The organism is Parafrigoribacterium humi, from assembly GCF_040227205.1.
Classification (GTDB): domain Bacteria; phylum Actinomycetota; class Actinomycetes; order Actinomycetales; family Microbacteriaceae; genus Parafrigoribacterium_A; species Parafrigoribacterium_A humi.
Genome location: NZ_JBELOA010000001.1, coordinates 52836 through 65632, shown reverse-complemented (window position 1 = coordinate 65632; position 12797 = coordinate 52836). Strand labels below are relative to the sequence as shown.

The following is a 12797-nucleotide window of genomic DNA, read 5'->3' as shown; positions in this document are numbered from 1 at the left end:
GCTCGTTCTACAGGGCAATGAGCGCGTAGAGGCCGATGGCCGCGAGCACCACCAGGGCCAGGTTGGTCCCCTTGTGCCAGTGCGTCGACACGGGCGTCTGCTCGGCAATGCCGATCTCGATCGCGCCGGATTCGCGCAGCTTCTCCCAGTGGTCGCGCACGATCTGCGCTGCCTGTCCGGACTCGGTGGCGAGCAGGTCACCGGGCCGAACGCGTCCGTCGACGCGCGGCGCAGCATCCACCCTGCCGCGGTTCTCCGCCCGTCGCGCGACGCCGGTGCCCGTCCTCCCTGGCGCGGGAGCGGCCCACGCGGACCACTGGTGACCGGGCGTGTACAGCGTCAGTGCGTAGCGCGTGTCGACGTGGATGAGCGCCGCCCAGGGAACCTCGACGGTGCGCAGCACATTGCGGATGCGCACGCCGACGTCAGCGACCAGCACGTAGGGGCGCCACAGTGCGGTCCACGCCAGCAGGCAGAAGAACGCGCAGGGGATGAGCGCGAGCGCGGCGGATGTCGTGCCAGAGGCGAGCGTCATTGCCGTCAGGATGACCGCGAGGGCCCAGACCACTACGGCGAGAACCCGGTTGAACCGAGAGGTGAAGGTCGTCTCGTCTCGCGCCCCGGAATCTGCCATGAACCCATGGTGCCAGCATTCGGTGCTTCAGCAGGCCCGACCTGCACCTCAGAAAGGATTGCCGACTCATGGCAGATGTGACACCCGGCGACGCCCCGGTGCTGCAGGTCACGGACCTCAGCGTCGATTTCGGTGTCGACAACCTGTGGGTTCCGGCCGCGATCAAGCTCAACTACTCGATCAAGCGCGGCGAGGTCATGGCGCTCGTCGGCGAATCCGGCTCGGGCAAGAGCGTGAGCTCGATGTCTATTCTCGGCCTGCTGCCGAAGAACAGCAGGGTCACCGGCAGCATCAAGCTCAACGGGCGTGAGCTGCGCGGTATCTCCGCCGCGCAGATGCGTGGCGTGCGCGGCAACGACGTCGCCGTGATCTTCCAGGAGCCGATGACCGCGCTGAACCCCGTGTTCACGGTCGGCTTCCAGATCATCGAGACGCTGCGGGTGCACTACGGAATCTCTCCGCACGAGGGCAAGGAGCGCGCCCTCGAATTGCTGCGCATGGTCGAGCTGCCCGATCCGCTCAAGGCCTTCAACTCGTATCCGCACCAGCTCTCCGGCGGGCAGCGGCAGCGGGCCATGATCGCCCAGTCGATCTCCTGCGACCCCGGGCTGCTCATCGCCGACGAGCCCACCACGGCGCTCGACGTGACCGTGCAGGCCGAGATCCTCGACCTGCTGCGCAGCCTGCGCGACCGGCTCGACAGTGCGATCCTCCTCATCACCCACGACATGGGCGTGGTGGCAGACCTCGCCGACCACATCGCCGTCATGCGGCGGGGCGAGATCGTCGAGGTCGGGTCGACGCACGACATCTTCCACAATCCGCAGCACGAATACACCAGGGCGCTGCTGGATGCCGTGCCGCACCTCGGGCAGGGATCCGACGGCGACGACGTCGACGTGACCGCGATGCTCGCGAGCGCGGCAGACGGCAGCGCCGCGGGCGAGGAGCTGCGCGAGCGCATCGCGGAGAACGAGCGCATCGCCATCGAGGCGAGATCCGAGGCGGAGAAGCAGCTCGCGTCGGTGCCCGCGGTGCTCGACTTCAGGGATGTCGTGGTCGAATACCCCGGTCGCGGCCGGGTCAAGGCGTTCCGCGCCATCGACCACGTCGACCTGCAGATCCACGAGGGCGAGGTCGTCGGCCTCGTCGGCGAATCCGGCTCGGGGAAGACGACGCTCGGGCGGGCCGCGATCGGCCTGCTGCCGATCACCTCCGGAACACTGAACGTCGTCGGTACTGATCTCACGAACGCCACCAGGCGGCATGTGCGGGAGGTGCACAAGAAGGCCGGAATCGTCTTCCAGGATCCGTCGTCGTCCCTCAATCCGAGGATGTCCATCGGCATGAGCATCGGTGAGCCGCTCCTTCTCGCCGGTAAGGCCAAGGGGCAGCAGCTCGTGCGCGCGATCGAGGACCTGCTCGATGCCGTGGAGCTGCCTCGGAACTACCGCACACGGTTCCCGCACGAGCTCTCGGGTGGGCAGAAGCAGAGGGTCGGCATTGCCAGGGCTCTCGCGCTCAAGCCATCGCTGCTCATCGCGGACGAGCCGACATCCGCCCTCGATGTCTCGGTGCAGGCGACGGTGCTCGAACTGCTGAAGGGCCTGCAGGGTGATCTCAACTTCGCCTGCCTGTTCATCACCCACGACCTCGCCGTGGTCGACGTGCTCGCTGATCGGATCGCCGTGATGCATCTCGGCAAGCTCGTGGAAGTGGGCACGAGAGACGAGATCCTGCGTCATCCGCAGGAGCCGTACACCCAGCGGCTGATCGCTGCAGTGCCGCTTCCAGACCCGGAGGTGCAGCGCGAACGCCGAGAGTTGAGGGCGAAGATCCTGGCAGCAGGCTCCGACGGACTCTAGTCGCTCGCGCGGCTCGCATAGGCTGGTTTCCTGTCCACGAGCGGGAAGTAGTGCATGAGCTCCAGAAGAGTCGGATCGGTACTGGCGTGCCTGGTGGTCCTTGCCCTGACGCTCACCGGATGCTCGGCTCCCGTGCTCGTCGAGGGCACCTCGATCACGGTTGCGGCGAGCCAGTCGTTCTACTCCTACAACCCGAAGACCTCGTACGGCAACTCCGCGGCGAACAGCAGCATCGTCGCGGCGACGAACTCGCAGTTCAACTACTACGACGACGTTCCGAAGCTTGTCACCGACGCCTCCTTCGGCAGCTACCAGGTGCTCTCGCACGACCCGTTCACGGTGAAATACACCATCAGGAGCGGCGTGACCTGGTCGGATGGAACGCCCGTTGACGCGGCGGACCTCCTGCTTGCATGGGCGGCCAACTCCGGCTCCTTGAACACCAAGGGCTTCGATGCGAGCACATATGTCGACCAGGACACCGGAAAGTTCACGAGCTCGTTCCCGAAAGACGTCGTCTACTTCGATGGCTTCAGCGGCAATGGCCTGCAGCTGGTCACGAAGACCCCGACGATCGGCGACGGCGGGCGCTCGCTCACCCTCAGCTACGACAAGTACTTCGTCGACTGGAGACTCGTCTTCGGAGTCGGGCTTCCCGCTCACGTCGTCGCGGGCAAGGCACTCGGGATCACGAGCCATCAGAAGGCGAAAGATGCGCTGGTCAAGGCGATCACGAGCGACAACACCTCCCAACTGGCGAAGATCTCGCGGTTCTGGAACACCGGGTTCAACTTCACGAGCATGCCCAAGGACCACGAGCTCGTCGTCGGCACCGGTCCGTACACGCTCACCGGGCTCGTAGCCAACGACCACGCGACGCTCACGGCCAACCCGCACTACGTCGGCGACCACCAGCCCCGTTTCGAGAAGGTCACGATCAGGTTCATCTCCGATCCGCTGGCCGAGGTGCGCGCGCTGACCTCCGGAGAGGTCGATGTGATCGCGCCCCAGGCGGGCGCAGACGTGCTCAGCGCCCTGGACGGCGCGCAGGGCATCACGGTTCGATCGGGTTTCGACGGGGCGTACGAGCATCTCGACCTGCAGTTCGAGCACGGGCGCAGCAACGTCTTCGCGAACCAGCTCGTGCGCGAGGCCTTCCTCAAGGTCGTCCCGCGTCAGCAGATCCTCGACGAGCTCATCAAGCCACTTCAGAAGGATGCGCGATTGCGCTCTTCGCAGGTGTTCCTGCCCGGTTCGGATGGCTACGCACGGGCCGTCAAGGTCAACGGATCAGCCGGCTACGCGCGGGTCGACGTGAGCGAGGCCAGGGCGTTGCTGGCGAAAGCCAAAGTCGCAGGTCCGCAGGTCTGCATCCTGTTCGACCCGTCGAATCCGCGCAGAGTAGCGGAGTTCGGCCTCATCCAGAGGTCCGCGGCGCTCGCGGGGTTCGTGGTGACGGACTGCTCCAGTCCGGACTGGCGTGCGCTGCTGGGGGCGCCACGAGCCTATGACGCCGCACTCTACGCGCTGCGGCCATCCACCCTGGCGATCACTGGCACTGCGGCGATCTTCGGATCGGGTGCCACCGCGACAAACCACAACTATTACGCAGACCCGAAGGCCGATACGCTGCTCGACCAGCTCGGATCCAGCACCGACGCGGCCAGGCAGAAGGAGCTGCTCACCAAACTCGACACGCAGGTGTGGACGGATGCCTACGGCGTTCCGCTCTACCAATTCCCCACGGTCACGGCGTTCCGGCACACGGTCTCCGGCGTGTCGACGTCTCCGCTCCCACCCGGCGTGCTGTGGAATCTGTGGGCCTGGAAGCCCGTTAAAGCCGGGCAAAAAAAGTAAAACAGTGCTATCGCGGTAGACTTGTCGGCGCGGGTTCCGCGAACGTGAGCCTGCCTTCCCCCTCATTTCTTCCCAGGCCCCAATTTTTCGAGCCTGTTCATTAAGGACGTACAGCTATGGCAATTGCCACCCGCACCGATTTGCGTAATGTGGCGATCGTCGCACACGTCGACCACGGCAAGACCACGCTCGTCGACGCGATGCTGCGGCAGACCAACTCCTTCGCTGCGCACGCGCACCTCGAAGAGCGCGCGATGGACACCAACGACCTCGAGCGCGAAAAGGGCATCACGATCCTGGCCAAGAACACGGCCGTGTCCTACTCCGGGCTTCACGCAGGCGACCAGGGCAACAGCGGTGCCGTGACGATCAACGTGATCGACACCCCCGGCCACGCCGACTTCGGCGGAGAGGTCGAGCGCGGCCTCAGCATGGTCGACGGCGTCGTCCTGCTCGTTGATGCGAGCGAGGGCCCGCTGCCGCAGACCCGTTTCGTGCTTCGTAAGGCGCTCGAGGCGAGCCTTCCGGTCATCCTTCTCGTGAACAAGACCGACCGCCCGGATGCCCGCATCGACGAGGTCGTGGTGGAAAGCCAGGACCTGCTCCTCGGCCTTGCAAGCGATATGGCGGACGAGCATCCCGACCTCGACCTCGACGCGATCCTCGACGTGCCGGTCGTCTATGCCTCGGGCCGCAACGGTGCCGCGAGCTGGAACAAGCCGGGCAACGGCGAGCTGCCGGACAACGACGATCTCGAACCGTTGTTCGAGGCGATCATCAAGCACATCCCGGCCCCGAGCTACGACGACGAGGCTCCGCTGCAGGCGCACGTCACCAACCTCGACGCCTCGCCCTTCCTGGGCCGTCTCGCCCTGCTGCGCATCTACAACGGGCACATCAAGAAGGGTCAGACGGTCGCCTGGGTCAAGCACGACGGCAGCGTGCACAACGTGCGCGTGACCGAGCTGCTCATCACCAAGGCGCTCGATCGCTTCCCGACGGACACCGCGGGCCCTGGCGACATCGTCGCCGTTGCGGGCTTCGAGGACATCACCATCGGCGAGACCCTCGCCGATCCCAACGATGTTCGACCGCTGCCGACCATCACGGTCGACGACCCGGCGATCTCGATGACCATCGGCACCAACACGAGTCCGCTGATCGGCAAGATCAAGGGTCACAAGCTCACCGCCCGCATGGTCAAGGACCGTCTCGACCGCGAGCTCGTCGGCAACGTCTCGATCAAGCTCGTCGACATCGGGCGTCCGGATGCCTGGGAGGTGCAGGGGCGTGGAGAACTCGCTCTCGCCATCCTGGTCGAGCAGATGCGTCGCGAAGGATTCGAACTCACTGTCGGCAAGCCGCAGGTGGTCGTCAAGCAGGTGAACGGCAAGGTGCACGAGCCGTTCGAGCACCTCACCGTGGATGCCCCTGAGGAGTATCTCGGTGCCATCACGCAGCTGCTCGCCGCCCGCAAGGGCCGCCTGGAGGGCATGAGCAACCACGGCACCGGCTGGGTGCGCATGGAGTTCGTCGTTCCCTCCCGCGGGCTCATCGGCTTCCGCACCGAGTTCCTCACCATCACCCGGGGAGCGGGCATCGCGAACGCCGTCTCGCACGGCTACGAGGCCTGGGCGGGGGAGATCACCACGCGTACGAACGGATCGATCGTCGCCGACCGCGCCGGTGTCGCCACCCCGTTCGCCATGGTCGCCCTGCAGGAGCGCATGTCGTTCTTCGTCGAGCCCACCCAGGAGGTCTACGAGGGCATGGTCGTCGGTGAGAACTCGCGCGCCGATGACATGGACGTGAACATCACCAAGGAGAAGCAGCTCACCAACATGCGCCAGTCCACCTCGGACACCTTCGAACGCATGACGCCGTCGCGCAGGCTCACACTCGAGGAGTGCCTCGAGTTCGCCCGCGAAGACGAGTGCGTCGAGGTGACGCCGGAGTTCGTGCGTATCCGCAAGGTCGAGCTGGATTCGAATGCCCGCGCGCGCAAGACGGCGCGACTCAAGAAGCAGAACGAGTAATCGCCCGATTAAACGCTAGATACTGTAGTGTTTCGTCAGCAGGGGGTGTGGGGAATCGGCCGAGGCCAGGTTCTGGCATACGGCGAAGTGACGCTACTCCTGTGTTCATTTCCATGAGAACGGGGTAGTAGCAACGTGAATTCATCCACCAAAAAATCCGGATTGGCTCGGGCGGCAGCGCTCGGACTGACCGCCGCACTGATCGCCGGTGCCTCGCTCTTCGGCGCGACGGCCGCCCAGGCCGCTCCGGGCGATCGTTACTCGATCACCGGGTCCGTGGAGGCGTCAGGCGGTGCCCCCCTGGCCGATGTCGACGTGTCGATCAGTTTCATGGATATAGGCGATATCACTGGCAGCAAGTACGCCACGAAGTCCCTCGGCAACGGTTCATACTCCTTCGCTTCTGATCAGACCTTTCCCGATGGTGACTACACGATCGAGTTCAGCCGCGATGGTTACTCGGCCGCGACTGTCGATGTCACCGTCGCCGGTGCCGATGTGACTGCTCCAACCGCGAGTATGCTGCCTGTTCTCCCTGCCGGAACCGTTGCGATCACCGGAACCCCGGTTGTCGGAGAGGTGTTGACGGCGGTACCTGCCGGATGGCCCGCCGGCACCACGTTCACCTACGATTGGGGATACAGCACAGGCCAGAGCGGTGACTCGCTCAACGTGGCGACGTCCACCTACACCGTGGCCGACGCCGTCGTGGGACGCTGGATCTCGGTCAGGGTGACCGGGACCCTCGCGGGTTACGGTCCGACCACCGTGTCGACAAGCCTCGCAACGGCCGCGTCCGCCCCGAAGAAGCCGACTGCTGCTGGTCCGACGGACCTCGCCGGGTACCTCGCGGCCAACGGCTCAACGCCCGCTGCCCAGACATCCGCTGGTCTTCCGGCCGGTCCGCTTGACCCTGGCGCGAACCACACGGCAAACCTCGGCTGGGCCGCGGCGGACTCGTACGTCGATGTATACATCTACTCGACGCCCACACTGGTCGGCACCTTCCCCGTCGTCAATGGCGTTGCCCAGATCACCCTGAGCAAGGCTGTGCTGGCAACGCTGGCCGCCGGCACCCACACGCTGGTCGTCACGGGACAGACCTCCGGCGCGGTACAGAGCGTCACGGTTGCGCTCTCGGCCGCTCTGGCGTCGACGGGCGCAGGCAACCCGGCCCCAGCGATCGCGGTGGCATCTCTGCTGCTGCTGCTCGGAGCCGGCCTCCTGATCGCTCGCCGCCGTATCGGACACAAGATCTAGTCCGATACCGTGCCAGCGAGGGGGCGTGACCATCCGGTCGCGCCCCTTCGTTCGATCCACGGGACCGCCCGCCGGCTGTCGATCAGTCTTCGAACAGGGTCGCTCCGACGTAGTCGCCCTTGCGGGCACCCGGCGGAACGGCGAAGATCGCTGAGCCGATGTGACGGGTGTACTCGTTCATCGCGTCGTGCCCGGCGAGGGACTCCTGGATCCGTACGAACTGGGTGCGCGGGTCCCGCTGGAAGGCGAGGAAGAACAGCCCGGCATTGAGGCGCCCGAGGTCGTCGTTGCCCTCGACGAAGTTGTAACCGCGGCGCAGGATCACCGCACCCTTGTTCTGCTTCGGGTGCGCCAGGCGCACGTGCGATGCCGGATCCATGACGAGTGTTCCATCCGTGCGCCGCTCCGAGAAGTTGGGCTCGGTGAACTCGCCGCCGCCGGTCAGCGGGGCCCCCGTGCCCTTCTCGCGACCGAAGATGCGCTCCTGCTCGCGCAGTGACGCGCGATCCCAGGTCTCGATCGTCATCCGGATCTTGCGGGCCACGAGGTAGGAGCCGCCGGTCATCCACGGAGCGGAATCCCCATCGGGGACCCAGACGTGCTCGTCGACCTCGCTCGAGTCCTCGGCCTTCACATTGGCCGTGCCGTCCTTGAAACCGAACAGGTTGCGCGCGGTGACCTGATCGCGGGTCGTCGACGATGTACGACCGAACCCCAGCTGCGACCAGCGGATGGATGCCCTCCCGAACGCGATCCTGGAGAGATTGCGGATGGCGTGCACGGCCACCTGGGGGTCGTTGCTGCAGGCCTGGATGCAGAGGTCACCGCCGACGAGCTCGTCCTGCAGGTCATCGCCTGCGAAGTGTGGAAGGTCGATCAGCGCCGCGGGGCGCTTGCCCGCGAGTCCGAAGCGGTCCGTGCCGTCGTTCGAGGTGAAGAGCGTCGGGCCGAAGCCGAAGGTGATGGTGAGTCCCGCCGCGGGAAGGTCGAGGGCCTCGCCGGTGTCGTCCGGGGGAGCGTCGAGTGGGCCGCCCACGGCGCCGTCCGGGCCCACTTCGCGGCCCTGGGTCATCCGTGCGGCCGCGGAGGTCCAGTCCTTCAGGAGGCTGATCAGCTCGCCCCGGTCGATGTCTGCGACATCGTAGCTGGCGAAGTGCATTCGGTCCTGTGCCGCCGTGGTTATGCCCGCCTGGTGCTCGCCGTAGAAGGGATAGCGTGCCGCGACTCCGGACGTCGCCGTGGCATGGGGCAGCACGAAACGGTCCACGCCGATCCCGATTCCCGCTCCGACCACGCCCGCGCCGGCGAGGCCGAGCAGTCCGCGCCGGGACAGCCCGTGCTGTCTCGACTCTTCCGCAGCGTCACCCGGTGCGCCCGAACCCCGCGCGTCTGATTCGGGCGTGTCTGCGCTCATTTGACGAGCGTCGCGGTGAGTCTGCTGAGGGGCTCGCTGAGCGCGTTCACGCCATCGGCAAGGCTCTTGATCTGGGCCGTCGTGAGCTGGTTGTAATAGGTGAAGCCGGTGGTGAGGCTGCCGTAGCCCGCGAGCTGCTTCTCCAGCGCTGCGAAGCGGGCGTCGATGGTCTTCACGAGCGAGGGGTTCCTGGCCCTGGCGATGTCGCGAACACCCTCATAGGCGACGCGGGCACCCTCGAGATTGGCCTGGAAGTCCCAGAGGTCGGTGTGTGACCAGATCTCCTCTTCGCCCGTGATCTTTCCGGAGGCGACCTCATCGAGCAGGCCGATCGCGCCGTTACTGATCGCGTCAATCGACACCGCGTAGTCGGGGGAGTTCACAGCCGCGTGGAGCTGGTCCACGTTGGTGCTGAGCTTGTCCGCGTAGTACGTGCGCTGGTCCGGCGTCAGGGCGACGTAGCCGACACCCGCCGGCGGCCAGAGATCCTTCTCGATGCGGTGCCATCCGGTCCACTCATCACCCTCCGCGACATCCGCCTCGCGGAAGTCGAGTTCGGGGTCGAGGTGCCCGAAGGATTCCGCGACGGGTTCGATGCGCTCGTAGTACGCGCGCGTGCTCGCGTACAGGGAACGGGCCTTCGCGTCGTCTCCCACGAGGTAGGCCGCAAGGAATGCCTGGTTGGACGGAACGAGCTGGGCGACCTGGTCCTTCACATATGCAACGTAGTTCTTCGCGGCGAGCGTGGTCTGGGCGGTGAGGTCACCGGCGGGTGTGATGCTCGTGCCTGAATCGGTGACCGTGAACGCCGCGCGCCCGACTCCGTCGCCGACCATGCCCGGCTTACAGACGGTGAAGTAGTTGCCCGGCTGGAGCTGCACGGTGAGGGTGCGCTTCACCCCCGGGGTGACGTTCTCGACCTCACCCACGACGCGCAAGCCGTCCGCGCCCAGCAGGTAGAACTCCGTGACCTTGTCGGAGGAGTTCGTGACGGTGAAGGAGATCGCGCCGCTCGGTGCTTTATCAGCCGACACAGCGCAGGCCGCTGCGCTGCTGTTCACGGTCAGTTTCGTCGTGGATGACGAGGGGGACGTCGTGGTCGAGTTCGGCACGCACGCCGTGAGGGCGAGCAGGGCTGCGGCGCTCGCCGCGACCAGGAGGCCGAGGCGGGTGGTGCGCTGGTTCATCGGTTTCCTTCAGCTGTCAGTTGCCCTTCAGAGGCAGCGGTCGTGGCGGTGTCTGTTGCCTCCGCTGCGGCCCCGGGCTTCGTGCCGTGGCCGCGCAGGGCGCGAACGAAGATCGTCATCACCGGGATGACGTACGCACACCAGACGATCGCCTGGAGCCAGGTCGTGGCCGGGGAGAAGTTAATGGTGCCCTTCAGCAGGGTGCCGTACCAGCTGTCTGGTGGGATGACCGCGCTGACGTCGAAAGCGAGAGAGTTGAGCCCGGGAAGCACGCCCGACTCCTGCAGGTCGTGCACGCCGTAGGCAAGCACACCGCCCGCGAGGATGATGAGGAAGATCCCGGTGTACGCGAAGAACTTGGACAGGTTGATGCCGATGATCCCGCGGTAGATGAGCCAGCCCAGCACCACCGCGAGCACGATTCCGATCGCGGCACCGAGCAGCGGGAGAGTGGTCGCGCCGGTTGCCTGCACGGCGGCCCAGATGAAGAGTGCGGTCTCGATTCCCTCGCGGCCGACGGCCAGGAAGGCAACCAGGACGAGGCCCCAGCCCGCGGCGCTGAGGTGACGATCGACGTCACCGCGCAGCTGTGAGCTGAGTGATCGTGACGTCTTCAGCATCCAGAAGATCATCCAGGTGACAAATGCGGCGGCGACGATGGACATGCTGCCGCCGATCAGCTCCTGCGCCTCGAAACTCAGGCCGTAGGCGCCGAAGGTCAGGAGGGCGCCGAGACCGAGGGAGAGCAGCACGGCGAGCCCGACACCGAGCCAGATGCGCGCGAGCACGTCGCGGCGATCGATCTTGATGACGTAGGCGACCAGGATGCCGACGACCAGGGCCGCTTCGAGACCTTCGCGCAGGCCGATCAGAAGGTTTGCGAGCACAGGAGTCTTTCGCTGAGTGGGAGCTCGGGAGAGTGGTAAGGCGTTACTTCTATTGGTAAGGCTAACCTTACAAACCGACCCTACAGTGCGGCACATTATTCTGTCCACTGTGGAAGACGAGAGCGCGGGACGGCCGCAGGCAGGCCGGGCGCACCTGCTGTTCGTGCACGCGCATCCGGATGACGAGACGATCGCCACGGGCGGCACAATCGGGATGCTCGTCGACGCGGGAGTCGGTCTAACTGTGCTCACCTGCACGCGCGGTGAGCGCGGCGAGGTGATTCCTCCCGAGCTCAAACACCTCGAGGGTGACGGGCCGGCGCTCGCCGCCTACCGCGAGGGCGAACTCGCCGAGGCCATGCGCGTGCTCGGTGTGACCGACCAGCGGTTCCTGGGCGAGCCGGGCGCACGCCTCGCGGGCCAGGAGCCTCGCCGCTACCTCGACTCGGGGATGCAGTGGGGCGCGGATGGTGCGGAGGCTCTCGACGCGCTCGACCCTGCGTCGCTCAGCGCGGCACCGCTCGGCGAGGTCGCGGCGGACGTCGCGAGCGTGATCCGGGCCGTGGGGGCGACGGGAGTCGTCAGCTACGACGCGCACGGTGGCTACGGGCATCCTGACCACATCAGGGCGCACGACGCGGCCAGGCGCGCGGCCGAGGTGATGGGCGTGCCGTTCTATGCCGTGCAGGCCGATGGCACGCGGGGCCCGGACGACATCGTGGTGGACACCGCGCCGGTATTCGGGCGCACCGCGGATGCCCTCCGCGCGCACAGAACGCAGGTCACGGTCGAGGGCGATCGCTTCGCGCTCTCGAGCGGACCGTTCCGCGAGATTGCCCGCTCCGAGCGGTACCGGCAGGAGACCTCGCACGTCACAGACTCTTACGCCTGGAGGGACCTCGGAACCCCCGCCAGGATCATCGCCTGCGCGCTGGCCGGCCTCGTCGGCATCGCGCTCGGCGGCATCGGCACCGTCAATCACCAACTCGTGCTCTCGGTGGGCGACGCGCGCCTGCCGAGCGGCGTGACCGTGGCGCTCGTCCTCGTCGCCGCGCTCATGGTGGGGTTGCGGCTCGTGTTCGTGAGCCGGGTCGTCGCTCTCGCGGCCGGCCTCGGCATCCTGCTTGCCGTCGCCGTGCTCACGGTCGGCGGGCCGGGGGGCTCCGTGCTCGTGCCTGCGAATCTCGCGGGATACGTGTGGAGTTACGGCGCCGCGATGATCGTCGCCCTCGTGCTGGTGTGGCCGAATCTCTCGGCGCTCGCCTCGCGGACTCCGAGCCGCGTGCCCCGGGATACGATGGACAGCGCCGCGACAACGAAGGGATTCACCCAGCAGTGACGTACATCATCGCCGAACCCTGCGTAGACGTGAAGGACCGCGCCTGCGTCGACGAATGCCCCGTCGACTGCATCTATGAGGGCGCGCGGATGCTCTACATCCACCCCGACGAGTGCGTCGACTGTGGCGCGTGCGAGCCGGTGTGCCCGGTCGAGGCGATCTTCTACGAAGACGACACCCCCGGCCAGTGGGCCGACTACTACAAGGCGAACGTGGAGTTCTTCGAGGATCTCGGGTCACCCGGGGGCGCGGCCAAGACCGGCGTCATCCCGAAGGACCACCCGCTCGTGGCAGCACTTCCACCGCAGGCATGACCGC

General features: G+C 66.4%; 10 protein-coding genes. 6 read left to right on the top strand and 4 right to left on the bottom strand.

Features of this window, described 5'->3' with window-relative positions:
- Window positions 1–7: 7 nt before the first annotated feature.
- Window positions 8–634 carry a PH domain-containing protein gene (locus ABUA28_RS00295; RefSeq protein ID WP_349901741.1) on the bottom strand — a complete coding sequence of 209 codons (627 nt, stop codon included), beginning with the start codon at window positions 632–634 and terminating at the stop codon, window positions 8–10.
- A gap of 68 nt (window positions 635–702) precedes the next feature.
- On the opposite strand from ABUA28_RS00295, the gene ABUA28_RS00290 reads away from it, so the two are divergent.
- From ABUA28_RS00290 to ABUA28_RS00275, 4 genes are all read left to right on the top strand, one after another.
- The gene (locus ABUA28_RS00290) at window positions 703–2499 is read left to right on the top strand and encodes an ABC transporter ATP-binding protein (RefSeq protein ID WP_349901740.1); all 1797 of its coding nucleotides are present in this window, start codon (window positions 703–705) and stop codon (window positions 2497–2499) included.
- Between the two features lie 54 nt (window positions 2500–2553).
- Window positions 2554–4356, top strand: coding sequence for an ABC transporter family substrate-binding protein (locus ABUA28_RS00285; protein ID WP_349901739.1), 1803 nt, complete (start codon window positions 2554–2556; stop codon window positions 4354–4356).
- A 116-nt stretch (window positions 4357–4472) separates the two neighbouring features.
- Window positions 4473–6392, top strand: coding sequence for a translational GTPase TypA (gene typA, locus ABUA28_RS00280; protein WP_349901738.1), 1920 nt, complete (start codon window positions 4473–4475; stop codon window positions 6390–6392).
- Between the two features lie 135 nt (window positions 6393–6527).
- The gene (locus tag ABUA28_RS00275; RefSeq protein WP_349901737.1) at window positions 6528–7652 is read left to right on the top strand and encodes a carboxypeptidase-like regulatory domain-containing protein; all 1125 of its coding nucleotides are present in this window, start codon (window positions 6528–6530) and stop codon (window positions 7650–7652) included.
- 82 nt (window positions 7653–7734) lie between these two features.
- On the opposite strand, the gene efeB is transcribed toward ABUA28_RS00275, so the two are convergent.
- From efeB to efeU, 3 genes are read right to left on the bottom strand one after another with little or no spacing between them, the layout of a single operon-like run.
- A complete protein-coding gene (gene efeB, locus ABUA28_RS00270) occupies window positions 7735–9066 on the bottom strand; it encodes an iron uptake transporter deferrochelatase/peroxidase subunit (protein WP_349901736.1) in 1332 nt (443 codons plus the stop codon).
- Window positions 9063–10253, bottom strand: a complete 1191-nt coding sequence (efeO, locus tag ABUA28_RS00265) for an iron uptake system protein EfeO (RefSeq protein WP_349901735.1) — start codon at window positions 10251–10253, stop codon at window positions 9063–9065. The genes efeB and efeO overlap by 4 nt, the downstream gene beginning before the upstream one ends.
- The gene (gene efeU / locus ABUA28_RS00260) at window positions 10250–11140 is read right to left on the bottom strand and encodes an iron uptake transporter permease EfeU (RefSeq protein ID WP_349901734.1); all 891 of its coding nucleotides are present in this window, start codon (window positions 11138–11140) and stop codon (window positions 10250–10252) included. The genes efeO and efeU overlap by 4 nt, the downstream gene beginning before the upstream one ends.
- 109 nt (window positions 11141–11249) lie before the next feature.
- On the opposite strand from efeU, the gene ABUA28_RS00255 reads away from it, so the two are divergent.
- Together ABUA28_RS00255 and fdxA are read left to right on the top strand one after the other, a co-directional pair.
- A complete protein-coding gene (locus tag ABUA28_RS00255; RefSeq protein ID WP_349901733.1) occupies window positions 11250–12479 on the top strand; it encodes a PIG-L family deacetylase in 1230 nt (409 codons plus the stop codon).
- Window positions 12476–12793 carry a ferredoxin gene (fdxA, locus tag ABUA28_RS00250; protein WP_349901732.1) on the top strand — a complete coding sequence of 106 codons (318 nt, stop codon included), beginning with the start codon at window positions 12476–12478 and terminating at the stop codon, window positions 12791–12793. The genes ABUA28_RS00255 and fdxA overlap by 4 nt, the downstream gene beginning before the upstream one ends.
- Window positions 12794–12797: the final 4 nt, after the last annotated feature.

Excerpts from the sequence above, each read along its gene's own strand:
- ABUA28_RS00285 (WP_349901739.1), top strand. The coding sequence starts at position 2,554 with ATGAGCTCCAGAAGAGTCGGATCGGTACTGGCGTGCCTGGTGGTCCTT.
- ABUA28_RS00295 (WP_349901741.1), bottom strand. The coding sequence starts at position 634 with ATGGCAGATTCCGGGGCGCGAGACGAGACGACCTTCACCTCTCGGTTC.
- typA (WP_349901738.1), top strand. The coding sequence starts at position 4,473 with ATGGCAATTGCCACCCGCACCGATTTGCGTAATGTGGCGATCGTCGCA.
- efeB (WP_349901736.1), bottom strand. The coding sequence starts at position 9,066 with ATGAGCGCAGACACGCCCGAATCAGACGCGCGGGGTTCGGGCGCACCG.
- ABUA28_RS00290 (WP_349901740.1), top strand. The coding sequence starts at position 703 with ATGGCAGATGTGACACCCGGCGACGCCCCGGTGCTGCAGGTCACGGAC.
- efeO (WP_349901735.1), bottom strand. The coding sequence starts at position 10,253 with ATGAACCAGCGCACCACCCGCCTCGGCCTCCTGGTCGCGGCGAGCGCC.